Annotated in this window: 20 protein-coding genes and 1 other annotated feature; of the genes, 9 read left to right on the forward strand and 11 right to left on the reverse strand. The window is 51.9% G+C overall.

Features of this window, described 5'->3' with window-relative positions; genetic code table 11:
* Positions 1-2: 2 nt before the first annotated feature.
* The 7 genes from AC6I4B_RS13345 to topA form a co-directional block, all read right to left on the reverse strand.
* Positions 3-905 (reverse strand): carbohydrate ABC transporter permease, encoded by a 903-nt coding sequence (locus tag AC6I4B_RS13345; protein WP_497765737.1) that lies wholly within the window; start codon positions 903-905, stop codon positions 3-5.
* Positions 898-1,788, reverse strand: coding sequence for a carbohydrate ABC transporter permease (locus AC6I4B_RS13350; RefSeq protein WP_497765739.1), 891 nt, complete (start codon positions 1,786-1,788; stop codon positions 898-900). Before AC6I4B_RS13350 ends, AC6I4B_RS13345 begins: the two co-directional genes overlap by 8 nt.
* Positions 1,789-2,199: 411 nt before the next feature.
* The gene (acnA, locus tag AC6I4B_RS13355) at positions 2,200-4,875 is read right to left on the reverse strand and encodes an aconitate hydratase AcnA (RefSeq protein WP_497765741.1); all 2,676 of its coding nucleotides are present in this window, start codon (positions 4,873-4,875) and stop codon (positions 2,200-2,202) included.
* A gap of 315 nt (positions 4,876-5,190) precedes the next feature.
* Positions 5,191-5,358, reverse strand: coding sequence for a YciX family protein (locus AC6I4B_RS13360; RefSeq protein ID WP_497765743.1), 168 nt, complete (start codon positions 5,356-5,358; stop codon positions 5,191-5,193).
* Between the two features lie 2 nt (positions 5,359-5,360).
* A complete protein-coding gene (locus AC6I4B_RS13365; RefSeq protein WP_497765745.1) occupies positions 5,361-5,510 on the reverse strand; it encodes a YmiA family putative membrane protein in 150 nt (49 codons plus the stop codon).
* A gap of 285 nt (positions 5,511-5,795) precedes the next feature.
* Positions 5,796-6,770: an HTH-type transcriptional regulator CysB gene (gene cysB / locus AC6I4B_RS13370; protein WP_497765747.1), complete on the reverse strand. Its 975-nt coding sequence runs from the start codon at positions 6,768-6,770 to the stop codon at positions 5,796-5,798.
* A 194-nt stretch (positions 6,771-6,964) separates the two neighbouring features.
* Positions 6,965-9,562, reverse strand: coding sequence for a type I DNA topoisomerase (gene topA, locus AC6I4B_RS13375; RefSeq protein WP_497765749.1), 2,598 nt, complete (start codon positions 9,560-9,562; stop codon positions 6,965-6,967).
* 396 nt (positions 9,563-9,958) lie between these two features.
* Between topA and AC6I4B_RS13380 the strand changes: the two genes are divergently transcribed.
* Positions 9,959-10,210: a YciN family protein gene (locus tag AC6I4B_RS13380; RefSeq protein WP_497765751.1), complete on the forward strand. Its 252-nt coding sequence runs from the start codon at positions 9,959-9,961 to the stop codon at positions 10,208-10,210.
* 83 nt (positions 10,211-10,293) lie between these two features.
* On the opposite strand, the gene sohB is transcribed toward AC6I4B_RS13380, so the two are convergent.
* A complete protein-coding gene (gene sohB / locus AC6I4B_RS13385; protein WP_497765753.1) occupies positions 10,294-11,340 on the reverse strand; it encodes a protease SohB in 1,047 nt (348 codons plus the stop codon).
* 254 nt (positions 11,341-11,594) lie between these two features.
* Between sohB and AC6I4B_RS13390 the strand changes: the two genes are divergently transcribed.
* Together AC6I4B_RS13390 and cobO are read left to right on the forward strand one after the other, a co-directional pair.
* Positions 11,595-12,356: a YciK family oxidoreductase gene (locus AC6I4B_RS13390; protein WP_497765755.1), complete on the forward strand. Its 762-nt coding sequence runs from the start codon at positions 11,595-11,597 to the stop codon at positions 12,354-12,356.
* Entirely contained in the window at positions 12,353-12,943 is a 591-nt protein-coding gene (gene cobO / locus AC6I4B_RS13395) for a cob(I)yrinic acid a,c-diamide adenosyltransferase (protein ID WP_497765756.1), read from the forward strand. The genes AC6I4B_RS13390 and cobO overlap by 4 nt, the downstream gene beginning before the upstream one ends.
* Before the next feature lie 56 nt (positions 12,944-12,999).
* Here cobO and rluB read toward each other — a convergent pair whose 3' ends face one another.
* The gene (gene rluB / locus AC6I4B_RS13400; protein WP_497765758.1) at positions 13,000-13,890 is read right to left on the reverse strand and encodes a 23S rRNA pseudouridine(2605) synthase RluB; all 891 of its coding nucleotides are present in this window, start codon (positions 13,888-13,890) and stop codon (positions 13,000-13,002) included.
* 506 nt (positions 13,891-14,396) lie between these two features.
* Between rluB and AC6I4B_RS13405 the strand changes: the two genes are divergently transcribed.
* The 3 genes from AC6I4B_RS13405 to AC6I4B_RS13415 all read left to right on the forward strand — a co-directional run bounded on the left by AC6I4B_RS13405 (position 14,397) and on the right by AC6I4B_RS13415 (position 15,921).
* Positions 14,397-14,696: a hypothetical protein gene (locus AC6I4B_RS13405; RefSeq protein ID WP_497765760.1), complete on the forward strand. Its 300-nt coding sequence runs from the start codon at positions 14,397-14,399 to the stop codon at positions 14,694-14,696.
* Positions 14,697-15,053: 357 nt separating this feature from the next.
* A complete protein-coding gene (locus AC6I4B_RS13410) occupies positions 15,054-15,251 on the forward strand; it encodes a hypothetical protein (protein ID WP_497765762.1) in 198 nt (65 codons plus the stop codon).
* Positions 15,252-15,267: 16 nt separating this feature from the next.
* Positions 15,268-15,921: a bactofilin family protein gene (locus tag AC6I4B_RS13415; RefSeq protein WP_497765764.1), complete on the forward strand. Its 654-nt coding sequence runs from the start codon at positions 15,268-15,270 to the stop codon at positions 15,919-15,921.
* Between the two features lie 82 nt (positions 15,922-16,003).
* On the opposite strand, the gene AC6I4B_RS13420 is transcribed toward AC6I4B_RS13415, so the two are convergent.
* Both AC6I4B_RS13420 and rnm read right to left on the reverse strand, forming a co-directional pair.
* Positions 16,004-16,624 carry an L-threonylcarbamoyladenylate synthase gene (locus AC6I4B_RS13420; RefSeq protein WP_497765765.1) on the reverse strand — a complete coding sequence of 207 codons (621 nt, stop codon included), beginning with the start codon at positions 16,622-16,624 and terminating at the stop codon, positions 16,004-16,006.
* Positions 16,621-17,502 (reverse strand): RNase RNM, encoded by an 882-nt coding sequence (gene rnm / locus AC6I4B_RS13425; protein WP_497765767.1) that lies wholly within the window; start codon positions 17,500-17,502, stop codon positions 16,621-16,623. Before rnm ends, AC6I4B_RS13420 begins: the two co-directional genes overlap by 4 nt.
* 167 nt (positions 17,503-17,669) lie before the next feature.
* Positions 17,670-17,762, forward strand: a sequence feature (Trp leader region).
* Positions 17,763-17,796: 34 nt separating this feature from the next.
* On the opposite strand from rnm, the gene AC6I4B_RS13430 reads away from it, so the two are divergent.
* From AC6I4B_RS13430 to trpCF, 3 genes are read left to right on the forward strand one after another with little or no spacing between them, the layout of a single operon-like run.
* A complete protein-coding gene (locus AC6I4B_RS13430; protein WP_497765769.1) occupies positions 17,797-19,359 on the forward strand; it encodes an anthranilate synthase component 1 in 1,563 nt (520 codons plus the stop codon).
* Positions 19,359-20,954, forward strand: coding sequence for a bifunctional anthranilate synthase glutamate amidotransferase component TrpG/anthranilate phosphoribosyltransferase TrpD (trpD, locus tag AC6I4B_RS13435; protein ID WP_497765770.1), 1,596 nt, complete (start codon positions 19,359-19,361; stop codon positions 20,952-20,954). Before AC6I4B_RS13430 ends, trpD begins: the two co-directional genes overlap by 1 nt.
* A 3-nt stretch (positions 20,955-20,957) precedes the next feature.
* Positions 20,958-22,316 (forward strand): bifunctional indole-3-glycerol-phosphate synthase TrpC/phosphoribosylanthranilate isomerase TrpF, encoded by a 1,359-nt coding sequence (trpCF, locus tag AC6I4B_RS13440; RefSeq protein ID WP_497765772.1) that lies wholly within the window; start codon positions 20,958-20,960, stop codon positions 22,314-22,316.
* Positions 22,317-22,322: the final 6 nt, after the last annotated feature.

Consider the following 22,322-nt stretch of genomic DNA (forward strand, 5'->3'; position numbering starts at 1 on the left):
AGTTAACCTTTAATTCCGCTGCTGGAGACACCCTGGACGAAATAGCGCTGCGCCAGGAAGAACACAATGATGGACGGCAGAATCGAGATACTTGCCATCGCCAGAATTTCATTCCACGGCGCGCCTTCGGTGACGTCGATAGACATTTTGAGCGCCAGAGCAATCGGGTACTTATCGACGCTATAGACGTAAATCAGTGGGCCGATAAAGTCATTCATTGACCACATGAACTGGAACAGCGCTACGGAAATGATCGCCGGTTTCAGAATTGGCACCAGCACGTACCACAGCACCTGCCAGGAGTTACAGCCGTCAATTTGCGCGGCCTCTTCCATATCACGCGGCACACCGCGCAGAAACTGAACCAGCATAAAGACGAAGAACCCTTGTGTGGCAAACGCCGTCGGCAGATACAGCGGTAAATAGCTGTTGAGCATCCCCATTTCACGGAACATCAAATACTGCGGGATCAGCAGCACCGTGCTTGGCAGCAGCATGGTGGCGATAAGTGTGGAGAACCAGAATTTCTTCCACGGGATCTCAAAACGGGCAAAACCGTACGCGACGATCGTCGAGGAAATAATGGTCAGAATGACTTTGGGAATTACATACTTGAAGGTGTTAATCATGTAGTGACCGAAGTCGTATTCCGTACCGGTTTTCCAGCCATTAATAAAACCATCCCAGGTGGCATGTACCGGCCAAAGATTCAGTGTGGTGAAAATTTCACTATTTGGCTTAAAGGCGGCAGAGAACATCCATGCCAGCGGGTAAAGCATCAATAGGCCAACCAGCAGTAAAATCACATAGCGAACGTTGCGGTTTATTTTCTCCCGCCGCAACGTGCGGGCGACCTCAAGCGCAGCCTGTTGCGCGGTTGCCGTCATGGGTTGCAGTTCACTCATTTTTGCCTCCTTTATCGGCAGAGTAGAACACCCAATATTTCGACGACTTAAAGGCCAGCATGGCGAAAATAGCCACCACCAGGAACAGCACCCACGCCAGCGCAGCGCCATAACCCATATCAAAATATTTAAATGCCGTGTCGTAGATATAGAGCGAGAACAGATAGGTGTAATACGTTGGGCCGCCGCCGGTAATCACATACGGGCCGGTAAATTCCTGGAATGCACCGCTGGTTTGCATGATGAAATTAAAGAAAATAACCGGCGTAATTAACGGTACTGTTATTTTCATAAACATCTGCCATTTAGTAGCACCATCAATCATGGCCGCTTCATACTGTGTCTGTGGCACATTTTGCAGCGCGGCAAGGAAGATAACCATCGACGAGCCAAACTGCCAAACGCTCAGCAGCGTAACGGAAAGCAGCGCTAAAGGCGGCTCGCCAAGCCAGTTGATAGGATCTAAACCGAATACGCCGAGAAAGCTATTTAACAGGCCGTCGATAGCAAATAGCGCGCGCCAAAGTACAGCGATAGCTACCGAACTCCCCAATATTGATGGAATGTAATAGGCCGTGCGAAAAAAGCCAATGCCGCGCAGTTTAAAGTTCAGGACAAAAGCAATGCACAGTGAGAACGACAATTTAAGCGGAATAGTGACAAATACATAGGCAAAGGTCACGCCGAGCGATTTCCAGAACAAGGAGTCTTGCGTCAGCATATAGCGGTAATTTTCAATACCGTTAAAAACCGGCGGGCTCATGAGATCATATTGCGTGAAACTTAATAAGAACGATGAAACAAAGGGGAATGCGGTAAATACCAGCAACCCTATTATGTAGGGTGATATCCATGCCAGACCTAATAGCTTATTCTCGTTCATAGATTCCTCTAATGTAATAAAGACGAACCGTATCACCGACCTGTGCGATGGATGAAACAGTCAACTTTATCATATTTAATATTAGCTAATAAAAATTAGCTGTGAGATTCGGCAGGTAAACGAGAAATATCTTTTATTCGTAAGATGAATTAATTATCCGTGCTAATACACGGTTAGCCGATAACTCACTGTAAAAAAAGGAAAAGAGAAACAATAAGAAACAGTTATTACGGTGAAAAACAGATTATCTGACGTCAATTTATTCACTTTTTCGCAGCATGGCTCACGTTTTAGCGCCGGTTTTCCACTGGTATTATTTTTTATATGAATATTTAAATAAAAAGCCCCAGAGCGGCAGCATCGCCCTGGGGCTTTTGGTCATCATTTACCTGTGGCGCTAATGACCTCTTTTTACGCCAGCATATTACGGATAACGTAGTGCAAAATACCATCATTCTGGTAGTAGGTTAGCTCCGTTGCCGTATCAATACGACAGCGGCAGGCTAGCGTTTGTTGCTGCCCGTCAGCGCGGGTGAGCACCACCGGAATGGTCGCCCCCGGCTTCAGTTGTTGTAGCCCACTGATATCAATTCGTTCTTCACCAGTGAGCTGCAGGGTTTTGCGATTCTCCCCCTGCGGGAACTCCAGCGGCAAAATGCCCATCCCGATCAGATTCGAACGGTGAATACGTTCAAATGATTCCGCAATGACCACCCGCACACCTAGCAAACGCGGGCCTTTTGCTGCCCAGTCACGGCTGGAACCAGAACCGTACTCTTTCCCGGCAATCACCGCCAGTGGCGTGCCCTGCGCCTGGTACTGCATGGCGGCATCGTAAATAGACATCACCTCGTTGCCTGGCAACAGGCGCGTCATGCCGCCTTCCACGCCGGGAACCATCTCGTTACGAATACGAATGTTAGCGAACGTACCGCGCATCATCACCAGATGGTTACCGCGTCGCGAACCGTATGAGTTGAAATCACGAGTCGCGACACCGTGTTCCTGCAAATAGCGCCCCGCCGGGCTATCGGCTTTGATACTGCCCGCCGGTGAGATGTGGTCGGTAGTGACCGAATCGCCAAGCATCGCCAGCACTCGCGCGCCGTGAATATCCTGCACCGGATCTGGCGTTGCGCCCATTTCATCGAAGAATGGCGACAACCGGATATAGGTAGAGTCGTCCTGCCAGTCATAGGTATCAGAGTTCGGCACGCTGATAGCTTTCCACTCCGGCGTGCCGCTAAACACTTCGGCATACTCTTTGTGGAACATTTCGGTAGAGACTTGCTGCACCGCGCGGGCTATGTCATCACTGCTTGGCCAGATGTCCTTCAGATACACCGGCTGCCCGTGGCTATCCTGCCCCAGCGGGTCGCGGGCCAGGTTAACCGACATATTCCCTGCCAGCGCATACGCTACCACCAGCGGCGGCGAGGCCAGCCAGTTGGTTTTCACCAGCGGATGAATGCGCCCTTCAAAGTTACGGTTACCCGAAAGTACCGCCCCCACCGTCAAATCGCCCTGTTTAATGGCGCTTTCAATAGGCTCCGGCAGCGGCCCAGAGTTACCGATACAGGTCGTACAACCGTAGCCCACAAGGTTAAAGCCGAGCTGGTCGAGATACGGCGTTAGCCCAGCATGAGCCAGATAATCGGAGACGACTTTCGAGCCAGGCGCGAGCGAGGCTTTGACCCACGGTTTTGGAGCAAGCCCACGCGCAACCGCGTTTTTCGCCAGCAGCCCCGCCGCCATCAGCACGCTAGGGTTAGAGGTGTTGGTACAGGAGGTGATCGCGGCGATCACTACCGCCCCTTCTGGCAGTGCGTATTGCTCGCCATTAAGGGTAAAATCGACGGCGGATTTGCTTTTCGCCCCCGCATTCACCTCCAGCTCAGTGGTGGCAGCAAATGCTTTCGGCACATCGCTTAACGCGACGCGATCCTGCGGCCGTTTTGGCCCCGCCAGGCTTGCTTCAACCTCCGCCATATCCAGCGCGAGCGTCTGGGTGAAAACAGGCTCGTCGCCAGTGTTACGCCACATGCCCTGCGCTTTGGCATAGGCTTCAACCAACGCAATCTGTTCATCGCTACGCCCGCTCAGGCGCATATAAGAGAGCGTGACATCATCAATGGGGAAAAAGCCACAGGTCGCGCCATACTCTGGAGCCATGTTGGCAATTGTCGCGCGGTCAGCCAGCGGCAGTGAATCCAGGCCGTCGCCGTAAAACTCGACAAATTTACCCACCACGCCCAGTTGGCGCAGCATTTGGGTAACCGTCAGCACTAAGTCGGTGGCGGTGATGCCTTCGCGCAGTTTACCGGTCAGTTTAAAGCCGACGACATCAGGAATCAGCATTGAGACGGGCTGCCCTAACATGGCCGCTTCGGCTTCAATCCCGCCGACGCCCCAGCCCAGCACGCCGAGGCCGTTAATCATGGTAGTGTGCGAGTCAGTCCCTACCAGCGTGTCGGGATAGGCAACCCACTGGCCGTCTTGTTTCTCACTCCATACCGCCTGCCCCAAATATTCAAGGTTAACCTGGTGGCAAATCCCCGTGCCTGGAGGCACAACGCGGAACTGACTGAACGCCTGCTGGCCCCAGCGTAAAAACAGATAACGCTCGTGGTTACGCGACATTTCCAGACGCACGTTTTCTTCGAATGCGTCATCATCGCCAAAGTGGTCAACGGTAACCGAGTGGTCAATGACCAGGTCAACCGGTGAAAGTGGGTTCACTTTGCGAGTGTCACCCCCCAGGCGTTTTACCGCCTCGCGCATTGCCGCCAGGTCAACCACCGCCGGAACACCGGTAAAATCTTGCATCAGCACACGCGCCGGACGATAGGCAATTTCGCGGTCGGCATGAGCATTTTTCAGCCAACCAGCAAGCGCGTGGATATCCTCGGCGGTAACCGAGTCACCATCCTGCCAACGCAGTAGGTTTTCCAGTAGGACTTTGAGTGATTTAGGTAGACGGGAGAGCGATCCCAACGTGTTTGCAGCCAGCGCTAAGCTGTAATAATGATAGGTTTTGTTATCGACCTGTAGCGTATCCTTGCAGGCCTCTCGTAGTGTTGACGACATAGCTCCTCCTTAAATGGCGGGAATTGCAATACTCTGACACTCCTTAGGGTTTATGCACGAAATCATTCGAGTTGCGTCACAACAGCCACCCTCTCGGTGGCGAAAATCGACACGCGCAGGCAGTACAGAAGCAGCTTGAATGATGACGTGTACCCATTAAAGATAACACAACAGACTGATAATGCCGGAAAAAGGCTCAGATTGATAAATTTGTGCGGTGCGTAATTCATTTTACGACCGGCAGGAATTAATAGCAGAGAAAGGATTTATTCGGCGGGGAGATGGGAAAATATAGGGCAACAAATACCCATAGGGTTATTGTTTCTTATTCTCGTCTTGATTAAAGAGATCGATAAAATCTTGCTGCTCAGGCGTCAATGTCCAGCCATCGGGAATTTTGACCTTATTATTCTGTTCGTCCGGCGAATGCTTCTCAACGGGGCTATTAGGCTTCACCGGTTTGATACGTTCAGAGGTCAGCATAGTTATCCCCAAAACTGCCAGACAAGCAGTGCAATTGCGACCCAAAACAGCGCAGAACCGAGGAATACACTCAGCCAGGCCTTACGTTTCACGCGAGAGTTTTTATTATCTGCCGCCATTACCACCCTCTCACAATCGATATCGCTTATCATTTTCACACCAATCAATTGTCACAACTAATCATCATTGAGATAAATCCTAAGTAAATTTTAGGCAAAAATCCAGTGGTTTTACGAATGTTCGCGAGGGATTAATTAAATCTTTTGACAACAAATAGATATTTGAGACGTGAAGTTTGCTTAACGGTAACTTTATTTCTACTTTTGCGGCGTTATTATCAAAAGCAATAACCGTTAATCAACAAATTCAGGCTGGCAGGCAAGAGGAAAGGATATAAAACACTCCGCCCCTGTCAACGGGGCGGAGAATTAATACCCTTATTTTTCGGGTAACTTGATATCTTTAAACATCGCTTCGATGTCTTCATTAGAGCGCAGTGCCACGGCAGTATCAACCACATCGCGGGTCAGATGCGGGGCGAAACGCTGAATGAAATCATACATATAGCTACGCAGGAACGTGCTGCGACGGAAACCAATTTTGGTGGTGCTGTGGCTGAAAATATCATCAGCATCGAGCTTCACTAAATCCGGGTCAGAAATAGGGTCAACGGCCATGCTGGCAATAACCCCAACCCCCAATCCTAAACGGACATAGGTTTTAATCACATCGGCATCGGTGGCGGTGAAAACAATACGTGGCGTCAGCCCTGCGCGGTTAAACGCCGTATCCAGCTCAGAACGCCCGGTAAAGCCAAAGGTGTAAGTCACTAGTGGGTACTGCGCCAATTCTTCAATCGTCACCGAGGTTTTCGATGCTAGCGGATGCTCCGGCGTGACCACAATGGAGCGGTTCCAGTGATAGCACGGCAGCATCACCAGGTCGTCATAGAGGTGCAACGCTTCGGTGGCAATAGCAAAATCGGCGTTGCCTTTCGATACCGCTTCAGCAATTTGTGTCGGGGACCCCTGATGCATATGCAATGAGACGCGCGGGTAACGCTCGATAAAACCTTTAATCACGCCTGGCAGCGCGTAACGCGCTTGAGTATGGGTGGTGGCAACATAGAGTGAGCCTTTATCCGGCCACGTGTGCTCGCCGGCGACGGATTTAATCGCATCCACCTTCGATAGCACTTCACGCGCAATGCGGATTATCTCTTGACCAGCGGGGGTGACTTGCGTCAGATGTTTACCGCTACGGGCGAAAATCTGAATACCCAGCTCATCCTCCAGCATTCTGACCTGCTTACTGATACCGGGCTGTGAAGTGTACAACCCTTCTGCGGTGGAGGAGACATTGAGGTTATGGTTTACCACCTCAACGATATAACGAAGCTGCTGTAATTTCATACGATTGTATCCAGTCTACACTCAGTAACGGCTCTACTCGGATTGGCTAAAGACGATTTATTCATAAGAAATGCATCGGCTATAACCACTATATCACTTATAGCAAGTGTGTATAGACGGAAACAAAAAATAATAAATGAGGTTATAAAAAAGGGCCGCTAAGCGGCCCTTTATAAACGTTTATACACGAAACGTTACTTTTTAGCTTCAACCCATTTACCATCAACGAAGAACGCTGACCAGCCCGTCGCTTTGCCATCTTTTTCAGAAGAGACGTACTGCTGTTTGGTTTTGCGGCTAAAGCGCACCATCGTTTTGTTGCCCTGCGGATCCTGCTGCGGCGCATCGGCCAGATAACGCAGTTTTTCCGGCAGACGATCGCGGAAGCGGAACAACTCTTCCACTAATGGCGCACGTGTTTCGCGCGATTTCGGGAAGGTGTTAGCCGCCAGGAAGACCCCAGCCGCACCGTCACGCAGCACGAAATACGCATCCGATTTCTCGCACGGCAGTTCCGGCAATGGCACCGGATCTTCTTTCGGTGGCGCAACCTCGCCGTTACGCAGAATTTTACGCGTGTTCTTACATTCTTCGTTGGTACAAGCCATGTACTTACCGAAACGCCCCATTTTCAGGTGCATTTCAGAACCACATTTCTCACACTCAACGATTGGGCCGTCATAACCCTTAATGCGGAACTCGCCTTCTTCAATCTCGTAGCCGTCGCAGGTTGGGTTATTACCACACACGTGCAGCTTGCGCTTCGGATCGATCAAGTAGCTGTCCATCGCCGTGCCGCATTTCTGGCAGCGACGTTTAGCGCGCAGCGCGTTGGTTTCGGCGTCGTCACCTTCCAGCACGTTCAGCACTTCGTTTTCTGGCACCAGGTTAATGGTGGTTTTGCAGCGCTCTTTTGGCGACAGTGCGTAGCCAGAGCAGCCCAGGAATACGCCGGTGCTGGCGGTACGAATCCCCATTTGGCGACCACAGGTCGGGCAGTCGATGCTGGTCAACACCATCTGGTTCGGCTGCATACCGCCTTCTTCCGGTGCTTTCTCCGCTGTTTCTAGCTGCTTGGTGAAATCACCAAAGAACAGATCCAGTACCTGCTTCCACTCGGCTTCATGATTCGCCACGCGGTCAAGGCTGTCTTCCATCTGCGCGGTGAAGTCGTAGTTCATCAGCTCACGGAAGTTTTCTTCCAGGCGATCGGTGACGATTTCACCCATTTTCTCTGCATAGAAGCGACGGTTTTCGGTGCGAACATAACCCCTGTCCTGAATGGTCGAGATGATCGACGCATAGGTAGACGGGCGGCCGATACCGCGTTTTTCCAGCTCTTTAACCAGAGAGGCTTCGCTAAAGCGAGCCGGTGGCTTGGTAAAGTGCTGCGCCGGAGTCAGTTCAACCAGAGTCAGGCTATCGCCCTGCTTCACCACTGGTAAAGTACGATCTTCATCGCCTTTACGCAGCGCTGGCATGACTTTGGTCCAACCGTCAAAGCGCAGAGTACGACCGCGTGCTTTGAGTTTGAAGTCGCCAGCTTTCACGGTCAGCGTGGTGGAGTCGTACTGCGCAGGTGTCATCTGACAGGCAACAAACTGACGCCAGATCAGCTGATACAGTTTTTGCGCGTCCGCTTCCATATCTTTCAGCGACTCAGCCAGCACGTTAACGTCGGAAGGACGAATCGCTTCGTGCGCTTCCTGCGAGTTTTCTTTGCTGGCGTATTGGTTGGGGTTCTCTGGCAGATATTTCTGACCAAAGTTGTCGCCAATGTAGCCGCGAACCATGCTCAGCGCATCCTGGCTCAGGTTAGTAGAGTCGGTACGCATGTAAGTAATGTAACCTGCTTCGTACAGACGCTGAGCCATCATCATGGTTTTCTTCACGCCGAAGCCCAGACGCGTACTGGCAGCCTGTTGCAGCGTGGAGGTAATAAATGGCGCGCCCGGCTTGCTGCTGGTCGGCTTATCTTCACGCTCCAGCACACTGTAGCTGGCTTTTTCCAGCAGACTGACTGCCGCCATGGTTTCATCACGGCTAACCGGACGGAACGGTTTATCGCCCTGGTGGGTGACTTCTAATGGCAGCGCATCGCCCGCTGGCGTTGTCGTGCTGGCGTCTACTTCCCAATATTCTTCCGGGACGAACGCTTTAATTTCACGCTCACGATCAACCACCAGACGTACCGCCACAGACTGCACACGGCCTGCCGATAACCCACGGGCTATCTTTTTCCACAGCAGCGGAGAAACCATGTAGCCCACCACACGGTCCATAAAGCGGCGCGCTTGCTGAGCGTTAACACGGTCAATATTCAACTCACCCGGCTTTTCGAAAGCCTGGCGGATAGCATTTTTGGTAATTTCGTTGAACACCACGCGGCTATAGCGCGTTTCATCACCACCGATAACTTCCCGCAGGTGCCATGCAATGGCTTCCCCTTCGCGGTCAAGGTCGGTTGCGAGATAGATGTGGTCGGCTTTTTCCGCCAGCTGTTTGAGTTCCGAAACTACCTTTTCTTTGCCTGGTAGCACTTCATAATGTGCCGCCCAGTCATGCCATGGGTCTACACCCATGCGATTAACCAGCGCGCCTCGTTCATCCTTTTTAGGCTTTTTGGCCGTTTTGGTGGAGGTAGAGTCAGCGCTCTTTTTGGCGGCTGAGCCACTTGTCGGCAAATCGCGGATATGACCAACGCTGGATTTAACCACGTAGTCATTACCCAGATACTTATTGATCGTTTTGGCTTTTGCCGGGGACTCAACGATAACGAGAGCTTTACCCATATTCACCTTTACCTAATTTGATTCTTCCAGGAATACATCGCACTTGTTCCACATTCCACTGGCGACATGCCTTGTTATGTTGCGGCAACGCCAATAGATATCAACCCTTTACGAACCGGCTTTTGACACAGGTCGCCAGATGGTTGAGTTTACAGACTTTTTTTCGTCAGATGCTACAGCACGAAGAATATTTGGTCGAATGTCAAGCAAATCTGCTGCCAGATTGCCGAAAGCGTCACACTGTACCTGATAAAATTCGTTACGCAACTTTATTAGCATGCAAACACCCAACATGCCAACTCTGCGGTAAAATCATTACCCCTGGTTAACGCAGGGAAGATTTGCCCGCAACGGGCGCCCGGCGTAAACTAGCGCGGGAAATTTGAGGAGTTGAATATGTCAAATAATAGCCAACCTATCGATCGTCAGACTTTGCTTATCGAAGCAAACCGACTCATTCGTGAGCATGAAGATACTTTAGCCGGAATTGAAGCCACTGGCGTAGAGCAGCGCAATGGCGTGCTGGTATTCAGCGGTGACTATTTCCTGGATGAACAAGGCCTGCCGACGCCGAAAAGCACGGCGGTGTTTAATATGTTCAAGTATCTTGCCCACCAGTTGTCTGAAAAATATCATCTGGTTGACTGACCGCCAGGCTAACGCCTGAACGAGGTAGAAACCGCCCGGTAAGCGATGGCTTCCGGGCGGTGTATTAATAAAGCAGAAAAGTCTTACAGCAAAGGTTTTTGCCCGCGCTGCCACCAGCGCATCATTAAGCGATCGGCACTTTCCGCCGCACTACCGGTAAAACGATCCATCATTTTCTTACGCTGCATAAAGCGCACGCTGTAAACGTCGCGGCCTTCCATCAGCCCCAGCAGCAGTTCATCACTGGTTCCGACTTCATCCACCAGCCCTTTTTCCTGCGCTTGTAATCCGTACCAGTGTTCACCCGTGGCAACCTGTTCGATATCCAGCGTTGGGCGCATCTGTTTCACAAAGTCTTTAAACAGATGATGGGTTTCATTCAGCTCTTCGCGGAATTTCTGCCGCCCTTCTTCGGTGTTTTCACCGAGCAGCGTTAGCGTTCGTTTGTACTGGCCTGCAGTGTGCAGTTCAACATCAATGTCTTTATTTTTCAGGAAACGGTTCAGGTTCGGGATCTGCGCAACCACACCAATGGACCCCAGAATCGCAAACGGTGCGGCGACAATTTTGTTCGCCACGCAGGCCATCATGTAGCCCCCGCTCGCCGCCACTTTGTCAACCGCCACCGTCAGCGGAATCTGTTTATCGCGAATACGTTGCAGTTGAGACGCCGCCAGACCATAGCCATGCACTACGCCGCCAGGGCTTTCCAGACGCACGACAACTTGATCTTGCGCCGTCGCGACCGTCAGCACAGCGGTAATCTCTTCGCGCAGAGACGCCACTTCGTGGGCATCCATACTGCCTTTAAAATCCAGCACCCATACGCGCGGTTTGCTGGATACTGCCGTTTCGCCCTGTTTAGCTTTCGCTTTTGCCGCTTTCGCTTCCTGCTTCAGCTTTTTCTTTTGCGCCTTGTGCCACAATTTTTGTTGTGGTGCATCCAGCAACGACACGGCTAAATCTTCCTGCATCTCTTTATGCTGCTCACTTAAATTGGTGATCCGCAGTTCACCGCGCTGCCGTTTGCGCTGGGTAATGTTAACGAGAAGCACCGCAATAACGGCAATAGCGACAACAATTGTGACAATTTTAGCCAGAAACAGACCATACTGAAAAAGTAATTCCACACATCCACCTTGTACAAAAATCACAGAATCTGCCGCTCAGTGTACAACACCGCGCCCTATACGTCTCTGCCGCAGTATCAGCCTACGAGCAGGCTTCCAGAATGCTTTTTTGCTGATGAAATCATTGCAAATTGTTAATTATCCGTTGTCTCTCCGGTAGGCCGATTGAAATAGCGCAGAGATTCAGGCATAAAGCCCAAACGCCATCAAAAAGTACTAAAAATATGGCAGATAAAGGCCATAAAGGAGTCTTCGTGCACTATCAACCCCAGCTCGATTTGTTACAGAACCGTATCATCCTGGTGACTGGTGCCAGTGATGGTATTGGCAGGGAAGCGGCAATAACCTATGCCCGCTACGGCGCGAGCGTTATTTTACTTGGCCGCAGTGACGAAAAACTTCGCCTTGTCGCGCAAGAAATTGACCGTCTTGGCGGCCTGCCCGCGCGTAGCTTCACCCTCGACTTGCTAACCTGCACCGCGCAAGACTGCCAGACACTCGCCCAACAGATTAGCTTGCATTACCCTCGCCTGGACGGCGTGCTGCACAATGCCGGGCTTCTAGGTGATGTAGTGCCGATGACGGAGCAAGACCCCGAAGTATGGCAGCAGGTTATGCAGGTGAACGTTAACGGCACGTTTATGCTCACCCAGGCGCTGCTGCCGTTGCTGCTGAAATCCGAATCAGGATCGCTTATTTTCACCTCTTCCAGCGTGGGCCGCGAAGGCCGTGCGCATTGGGGCGCATATGCGGTGTCGAAATTTGCCACCGAAGGAATGATGCAAGTGCTGGCCGAAGAGTACAAAAACCAGTCGCTGCGGGTGAACTGCATCAACCCTGGTGGCACTCGCACCAAAATGCGTGCCAGCGCATTTCCGACGGAAGATGCTAAAAAATTGAAAACGCCTACCGATATTATGCCTTTGTACCTTTGGCTAATGGGCGATGACAGTCGCCGTAAAACCGGTATGACATTTGATGCCCAACCAGGGCGTAAGCCAGGAATTGCACAATGAGTGATGAACGTTACCGCGAGCGCCAACAGCGCGTAAAAGAGCGTGTTGCTGCCCGAGTTGCCGCCGCACAGGACGCCCGAGGGATAGTGATTGTGTTTACCGGCAACGGTAAAGGCAAAACCACTGCCGCTTTTGGCACTGCAACCCGCGCTGTAGGCCACGGCCAGAACGTTGGGGTCATTCAGTTTATCAAAGGCACATGGCCCAACGGCGAGCGTAATTTGCTGGAGCCACTGGGCGTTGAGTTTCAGGTCATGGCAACCGGTTTTACCTGGGATACGCAAAACCGTGAAAGCGATACTGCGGCCTGCCTCGCCGTTTGGCAGCACGCTAAACGTATGCTCGCCGATGAGACGCTTGAGATGGTTGTACTCGACGAACTGACCTATATGGTGGCCTATGATTATCTGCCGCTGGAGGAAGTGTTAACGGCGTTAAAAAACCGCCCTACGCACCAGACGGTTATCATCACAGGTCGAGGTTGCCACCGGGATATTCTTGATTATGCCGATACTGTGAGCGAACTTCGCCCAGTAAAACATGCGTTTGAAGCCGGTATCAAAGCGCAAATTGGCATCGACTATTAACAAAAAGCCCGGCGCAGTCTCTGGACTGCACCGGGCTTTTTTAATGAGCAAATCGCTTAGCCGTTATTGTTGTTGCGAGTGCTGCTACGACGTGGGTTATTGCTGGTCTGACCGTGACGTTTCACCGCACGACGAATCTGATTCGCCTTCATGCGACGACGGTCTTTTTCTACCGCCACTTTCGACGTGGTTTCCGCTGGCAGTTCCACCAGTTGGCGCAGATAGTTGGTTTGCGCCAGATCCAGTTCCGTCCAGCCGCCGCGAGGCAGGCCTTTTGGCAACTGAATGTCACCATAGCGAACACGGATAAGACGGCTAACCTGCACGCCTACCGCTTCCCACAGACGACGAACTTCACGGTTACGGCCTTCGGTCAGGGTCACGTTGTACCACTGGTTAATGCCTTCGCCACCGCTAAATTTGATGGTTTTGAACGCCGCTGGGCCATCTTCCAACTGTACGCCACGGGAAAGCTGACGCAGTTTATTTTCATCAACTTCACCGAATACGCGCACGGCGTACTCACGTTCTACTTCGCGGCTTGGGTGCATCAGGCGGTTCGCCAGTTCACCATCGGTGGTGAACAACAACAGACCACAGGTGTTGACGTCCAGACGACCCACCGCAATCCAGCGCGCGCCACGCAGTTTCGGTAGACGGTCAAAGACTGTCGGACGCCCTTCCGGGTCATTGCGGGTGCACAGTTCGCCCTCTGGTTTGTAGTAAGCCAGAACGCGGCAGATTTGTTCTACCGACTCTTTTACGGAGATAAGATGGCCGTCGATACGGATTTTGAGGCCAGGAACAACCTCAACACGATCGCCCAGCTTGGCGATTTTACCGTCCACGCTAACGCGGCCCGCTTCAATAATCGTTTCAATTTCACGACGGGAGCCGTGGCCAGCACGTGCCAGTACTTTTTGCAGTTTTTCGCTTTTATCGCTCATCGAGCTTCCTTCAGGTGTCGCCTTCACAGGCGTCTGGATATACTTACAAAACAATGAGTTAGAGAGGAACTCCAATTAACTCTTTGTATGTATATGAAAATTTTTCTAAGGATGCCTCAACCTATGCCACAACAGCTAAGACACACCTATTAATGTGACCGGCAATAATACACTAATTTCAAAATCAATGCTTCTGCTCGTTTCATACAACCATCTTTAGACGCCGACCGTTTAAAACCGACTGAAAGAATGAGCATTTGGCTCAGAGCGCCCCCTGGCGTGGCAACGCTTGCCCACGCCAGGGGAGAGAACATCAGGATAGATGAATGCGCTTTGGAGGGATGCCGACAAATCAGCTAATAACCCGATAGCGGGATAAAGGACCCGAGACAGATGATACGCTTAACCGCTACATAACATTTCATGCATAGCGGCCATATTGTTTTATTTATATCCGGTAATCCTCGCCAGATATACGACGTTTATGGACTGGATGGAGAAATGTCATGATATTCTATATTACTCAAACCAGAAGTATTCCACCCACAATCAGTAACGCCTATATAGAACCTATTATTCCCTCTGCTACCGCTCCTGCAATGAGCCTATGGCAAAGTATGGGGAAAACGCCCGTAATACCGCAAGTAGCCACGTCTCAAGCGGTAACGTTGAATGCGACAACTCAGTCAGAATACAGCGTAGACCTGGATGCTGATCCTGACGATGATGGCTTGTGGATTGAATTCTATACTGATATTCCTTCCACCTCACCAGACTTCCAGACCGCTGTCACTGATAATCATTGACAGGCAGGAGAAGACAGCAAGTCAGCGCCTTCGTAGGAATGAATAAAGAATGCTCCCCGGCGCCGGTGAATTGACTGACCGGGTGGCCTGATAAGGCCACCCGAGATAGCAGATTAGGCATTTACCCCCCCCCCTCAAAAAGCTCACTTCAAAGATATTTTTCTCTTACTAAACAATAAATTACGCACAAGAAAAAGATTCTCATGAAAAGCCTTATAACCCATTGATTGTGAGCATAAATTTTAAGGGAAAATATTTTTTATGCTAAATCATAAATTGCCGATAGTAATTATAAAAGGCGCACGGAAATAATAACCCTTGCATTGTGCATACATCAGACCGTAGGAATTATGAATTATGGGCAACCAAGAAGAATTGGCGTCTATGCTAAAGGAAATACAACAAGTCATTAACTCCTACGTAACCAACGAACGCGTTGAAATAAAAGTTAACATTGAAAAAAACAACAAAACATTATTGATAAGCATAAAAGGAGTTTCAGATATGAAAATCCATTTTAAAAAGTGCATCAATGACAAGAGTAAGCATGCTTAACTGCAGAACTTTCCATATGGCGAAATGTTATACTGCAATCAATCTCGCTTTTCTTTTCTGGCTACTCGCTTTAATAAGCTGGCATTTTGACACAAAAATTCTAGCCAGTGTATTAGGAACCCTCTCTATAGCAGGTTTCATCATCCATATCCGCCAAAATCAGGTCCAAACAATGTTTAAAAAAAATAAACAGGTAGACACCCTCCCCATTACCGAAAAGCAGCTACCCGCCGCCGTTGACGACAAATCCACCTCCGGGATGAAAAACAATGATACGACCGTGATTGCTAAAAATGTCTCCGTTGAAGGAAATATTATCTCCAGCGGCCATGTTTATATTTACGGCCATCTGAAAGGTGACATCAATACTGAAGATGGGGTCATTAAAATAATGCACGGCGGCGAGGTTGATGGAAATATCACCAGCAAAGAGATTATCGTAGACGGCAATATGTCAGGGCATTGCATCAGTGATTCGCTGGAAATAGCTGAAAACGGTAAGGTATCAGGAACGATTACTTACAATAGACTGAGCATTAAAAAAGGTGGTGCGTTTTCGGGTCAGGCTGAAATGCTGCCGCAGAATGCAAAGAAAGGTGAGAAAAAAAGCGAGGTTGAGAGTAAACCTGCCGACGTTACGGCATCTAATGGTGGCAAGTCAGCACGCTGATACCTCGCTGTTTCGCCGTTTTAAAAAACACAGTAGGGCTATGACGCTGAACGTTAGCCCTACTGTGTCATCATCGCTCGGCTTACAGGAACGGTTTTACGTCACCAACGCCTTCACGAATCACCACCGGAGAGTCTTCGGTCAGGTCGATAACGGTGGTCGGTTGCTGGCCCAAATAGCCGCCGTGAATGATTAAATCCACGACTTTCTCCAGACGATCTTTAATCTCTTCGGGATCAGACTCGGTAAATTCGTTGCCCGGCAGCATCAGAGAAGTCGAGAGCATCGGCTCACCCAACGCTTCAAGCAGCGCTTGCGCGATCGGGTTTGATGGCACACGCATCCCGATGGTTTTACGCTTTTCCTGCAACAGGCGGCGTGGAACCTCTTTGGTTCCCTTCAAAATAAAGGTGTAGTTGCCCGGCGTGTTGTTTTTGATTAAACGAAACGCCACGTTATCAACGTACGAGTAAGTAGATAACTCGGACAAATCGCGGCACATCAGCGTAAAGTTGTGGCCGTCCGGCAGGTGACGGATGCGACAAATACGCTCCATCGCGCCTTTATCTTCAATTTTGCAGCCCAGTGCGTAGCCAGAGTCGGTAGGATAAACAATCACCCCGCCCTTACGCACAATTTCAACGGCCTGGTTAATCAGGCGCGGCTGTGGGTTATCCGGATGGATATAAAAAAACTGACTCATGCTTCCCTCTCAATTGAATTCTGCGGCTGCTCCCAGCGCTGCCAGACTCCCTCGACGCCTGCGGGTAACCACAGTTTACGACCCAGTTCGATCCACGGGCAAGGTTGATGAAAATCAGACCCTTGTGACCCCAGCAAACCGTATTCGCGGGCATAGGTGGCAAGCTGAGCGCGCTCGTGAGGCGCTTGCTGACACTGCGCGACTTCCATCGCGTCGCCGCCATGTTCGCTAAAATGTGCCAGCAATCTTTTCAGCCACTTGGCGGACAAATCGTACCGCCCCGGATGGGCTAATACAGCAACGCCCCCCGAATGATGAATGACATCAATAGCTTCCTTTATTGTACACCACTGCGGCGGAACGTATCCGGTTTTCCCGCGCGCGAGATATTTTTTAAACACGTCACCTATATTATTGGCTTTACCCTGCTCCACCAGGAAACGGGCGAAATGACCGCGCGTGACTGCCCCTCCGCCTGCTAATCGCAGCGCCCCTTCCCATGCACCGGGAATGTTCGCCTTTTCCAGGCGCTCGGCAATCATCTGCCCGCGCTGTTGGCGGCGTTCAATCTGCGCGCCTAAGAAATCGGTCAACGCAGGGTTATCGATGTCGATATTCAGACCGACAATGTGAATTTCGTGGTTTTCCCAGAGCGTGGAGATTTCAACGCCGGAAATGAGTTGTAAAGCCAACTGTGCGCGGGCGATTTCGGCCTGTGCCCGTGGAATGGCATCCACCGTATCGTGGTCGGTAATGGCCAGCGTTCCCACTCGCATCTCCCCCGCGCGGTGTACCAACTCTTCCGGCGTCAGATGGCCATCAGAGGCGATAGTGTGGCTATGGAGATCGTAAATCACTGCGTAATTGGTGTCGCTCAAAGACCGCTCCCGTTGGGCTACTCATAATGGTTCGCGACATATCATAACGACATTATGACAATTTCTAAAATCAAGGGTTGACTTTGAACTCACGAACTAGTTAACTAGTACGCAAGCTCACTTAATAAAGGTATCTGCAAATGACACGTAACATGATTGTTCTGCACGGCGGTTGGTGGCGCACTTCCCAGTAGGGCGGAGTCATCACGTCTGCATTATGCAAACAGATACCCAGCCCGCCAATGAGCGGGCTTTTTATTAAGTAAAAATGATACAGGACAGGCGAGAACAACGATGCAAACACCAAAACCTACGCTCGAACTTCTGACCAGTGACGCTATTTACCGTGAAAACCCAACCGCACTGTTTCACCAACTGTGCGGCGCGCGCCCGGCCACGTTGCTGCTTGAGTCAGCAGATATTGACAGTAAAAATGATTTAAAAAGCCTGCTGCTGGTCGATAGCGCACTGCGCATTACCGCGCTGGGTAACACCGTGACTATTCAGGCGCTTTCTGACAACGGCGCATCGCTGCTGCCGCTGCTGGATGCCGCGCTGCCTTCTGGCGTTGAAAATGACCGCCAGCCAACCCGCCGTGTGCTACGTTTCCCGGCGATCAGTAACCTGCTGGATGAAGATGCGCGGCTGTGCTCACTGTCGGTGTTCGACGCCTTCCGCCTGCTGCAAGAGCTGGTTATCGTTCCAGAAAATGAACGCGAAGCGATGTTCTTTGGTGGGCTTTTTGCCTATGACCTGGTCGCCGGTTTTGAAGATTTACCGCAGTTAGAAAGCGACACCGCTTGCCCGGATTACTGCTTCTATCTGGCAGAAACGCTGCTGGTTATCGACCATCAAGCGAAAAGCACCCGCATTCAGGCAAGCCTGTTTACCTCGTCCGACGCGGAAAAAGAGCGCCTGCTGCAACGTATTGCCCAGCTTCGCCAACAGTTGAACGAGCCGCCGATGGCGCTGCCGGTGCGCACCATCAAAGAGATGCGCTGCGAGTGCAACCAGAGCGATGAAGAGTTCGGCGATGTGGTGCGCAAAATGCAAAAAGAGATTCGCGCGGGTGAAATTTTCCAGGTTGTGCCATCGCGCCGTTTCTCACTGCCCTGCCCGTCGCCGTTAGCGGCCTATGACGTGCTGAAAAAGAGCAACCCAAGCCCGTACATGTTTTTTATGCAGGATAACGACTTCACCCTGTTCGGCGCGTCGCCGGAAAGCTCGCTGAAGTACGATGCCACCAACCGCCAAATTGAAATTTACCCGATTGCCGGGACTCGCCCGCGTGGCCGTCGCGCAGATGGTTCGCTGGATCGCGACCTCGACAGCCGCATTGAGCTGGAAATGCGCACTGACCATAAAGAGCTTTCCGAACATTTGATGCTGGTCGATCTGGCGCGTAATGACCTGGCGCGAATCTGCACGCCGGGCAGCCGCTACGTGGCGGATTTAACCAAAGTTGACCGTTACTCTTTCGTGATGCACCTCGTTTCCCGGGTGGTAGGCGAGCTGCGTAACGATCTCGATGTGCTACACGCCTACCGCGCGTGCATGAATATGGGCACGCTGAGCGGTGCGCCGAAAGTTCGCGCCATGCAGCTTATCGCCGCCGCTGAAGGCAAGCGTCGCGGTAGCTACGGCGGCGCGGTGGGCTACTTCACCGCCCACGGCGACCTCGACACCTGCATCGTTATCCGTTCCGCGTTTGTTGAAAACGGTATTGCCACCGTGCAGGCTGGCGCAGGCGTGGTACTGGATTCCGTACCGCAGTCTGAAGCCGATGAAACCCGCAACAAAGCGCGTGCGGTTCTGTGCGCCATCGCCACTGCTCATCATGCACAGGAGATTTTCTAATGGCTGACATTCTGCTGCTCGATAATATCGACTCTTTTACTTACAACCTGGCAGATCAGCTACGCGCGAGCGGGCACAACGTGGTGATTTACCGTAATCACGTTCCGGCACAGACCTTAATTGACCGTCTGGGCACGATGGATAACCCGGTGTTGATGCTCTCACCAGGCCCTGGCGCGCCGTCCGAAGCAGGCTGTATGCCGGAACTGCTGACGCGTATGCGCGGCAAACTGCCGATTATCGGCATCTGTCTGGGGCATCAGGCGATTGTCGAGGCCTATGGCGGCTACGTCGGCCAGGCCGGTGAAATCCTCCACGGCAAAGCCTCCAGTATTGAGCACGATGGCCAGGCGATGTTCGACGGGTTAAGCAACCCGCTACCGGTCGCCCGCTACCACTCGTTGGTTGGCAGCAATATTCCGGCGGGTTTAACGATTAACGCGCATTTCAACGGCATGGTGATGGCGGTACGTCACGATGCGGATCGGGTGTGTGGTTTCCAGTTCCACCCGGAATCCATTCTCACCACTCAGGGCGCGCGCCTGCTGGAGCAAACGCTGGCCTGGGCGTTGCAGAAGCTGGAACAGAGCAATACGCTGCAACCGATCCTCGAAAAACTGTACCAGGCAGAAACCCTGAGCCAGCAAGAAAGCCATCAGTTGTTCTCTGCCGTGGTACGCGGTGAAGTGAAGCCGGAACAGTTAGCCGCCGCGCTGGTGAGTATGAAAATTCGCGGTGAAAGCCCGAATGAGATAGCCGGAGCCGCCACCGCACTGCTGGAAAACGCCGCGCCATTCCCGCGCCCGGATTATCCATTTGCCGATATCGTCGGCACGGGCGGCGACGGCAGCAACAGCATTAATATTTCCACCGCCAGCGCATTCGTCGCCGCCGCCTGTGGTTTGAAAGTGGCAAAACATGGCAACCGCAGCGTGTCGAGTAAATCAGGTTCATCCGACCTGCTGGCAGCGTTTGGCATTAATCTCGACATGAACGCCGATAAATCTCGTCAGGCGTTGGATGAACTGGGCGTGTGCTTCTTGTTTGCACCGAAATATCACACCGGTTTCCGCCATGCGATGCCCGTACGCCAGCAGTTGAAAACCCGCACGTTGTTTAACGTACTGGGGCCGCTTATCAACCCGGCACACCCGCCGCTGGCGCTGATTGGCGTCTACAGCCCAGAACTGGTGCTGCCAATTGCCGAAACCCTGCGGGTACTGGGTTATCAACGCGCGGCGGTTGTGCACAGTGGCGGCATGGATGAAGTCTCCCTCCATGCGCCAACCGTGGTGGCAGAGCTGAACGAGGGTGAAATCCGCAGCTATCAGCTAACTGCCGATGACTTCGGCCTCAAGCCCTATCATCAGGCGGAACTGGCAGGCGGCACGCCGGAAGAAAACCGTGACATTTTAACACGCTTGTTACAAGGTAAAGGTGAAGCAGCGCATGAGTCTGCGGTGGCGGTAAACGTGGCGATGTTGATGCGCCTGTACGGTCACGAAGACCTGAAAGCCAACGTTCAGCAAGTGCTTGATGTTCTGCACAGTGGTGCAGCCTACGACCGCGTGACCGCATTAGCGGCAAGAGGGTAAAAAATGCAGACCGTATTAGCAAAAATCGTCGCTGATAAAGCAATTTGGGTGGAAGCGCGTAAGCAACAACAACCGTTAGCGACGTTCCAGAATGAGGTACAACCCAGCCAGCGCAGCTTCTACGATGCCCTGAGCGGGACACGCACGGCGTTTATTCTGGAGTGCAAAAAAGCCTCGCCATCGAAAGGGGTGATTCGCGATGATTTCGACCCGGCGCGTATTGCCAGCGTTTATCAACATTACGCCTCGGCCATTTCGGTTTTAACCGACGAAAAGTACTTCCAGGGCAGCTTTGATTTTCTGCCGATCGTCAGCAAAATCTCACCACAGCCGATTCTGTGCAAAGACTTTATCATCGATGCTTACCAGATTTACCTGGCGCGTTTTTACCAGGCAGACGCCTGCCTGCTGATGCTGTCAGTGCTCGACGACGAGCAATATCGGCAGCTTGCTGCCGTCGCGCACAGCCTGAACATGGGCGTGCTGACTGAAGTCAGCAATGAAGAGGAACTTGAGCGCGCCATTGCGCTGAAGGCCAAAGTGGTGGGGATTAACAACCGCGACCTGCGCGACCTGTCGATTGACCTGAACCGTACGCGCCAGTTAGCGCCGCGCCTGGGTCATAACGTGACGGTTATCAGTGAGTCCGGCATTAACACCAACGCGCAGGTACGCGAGCTAAGCCATTTCGCTAACGGCTTCCTGATTGGCTCGGCGATGATGTCGCATGACGATCTCAACGCCGCCGTGCGTCGGGTGCTGCTGGGTGAAAACAAGGTGTGTGGCCTGACCCGTCCACAGGATGCGCAAGCCGCTTATGAAGCGGGAGCAATTTACGGCGGGCTGATTTTTGTGCCGACTTCGCCACGCGCGGTCAGCATTGAACAGGCGCGTGACGTTATCGCCGCCGCCCCGCTGAGCTACGTAGGCGTGTTCCGTAATACGCCTATTGCCGAGGTGGTGGAACGAGTGACGAGCTTGTCACTGTGCGCCGTACAGTTGCACGGCAAGGAAGATCAGGCCTATATCGATGCCCTACGCGCAGAGTTGCCCGTCAGCGTACAAATCTGGAAAGCGCTGAGCGTAGCCGACACCCTGCCTCCCCGCACGCTGCATCACGTCGATAAATATGTATTCGACAACGGCCAGGGTGGTACAGGGCAACGTTTTGATTGGTCACTGTTACAGGGTCAGGATCTGAGTAATGTGATTCTGGCCGGTGGTTTAGGCGCAGATAACTGCGTAGAAGCAGCCAAAAGCGGCTGCGCCGGGCTGGATTTTAATTCAGGTGTAGAGTTGCAACCGGGAATCAAAGATGCCAGCAAACTGGCCTCGGTTTTTCAAACGCTGCGCGCATATTAAGGAGCA

Source organism: Kluyvera fluvialis, assembly GCF_059725275.1.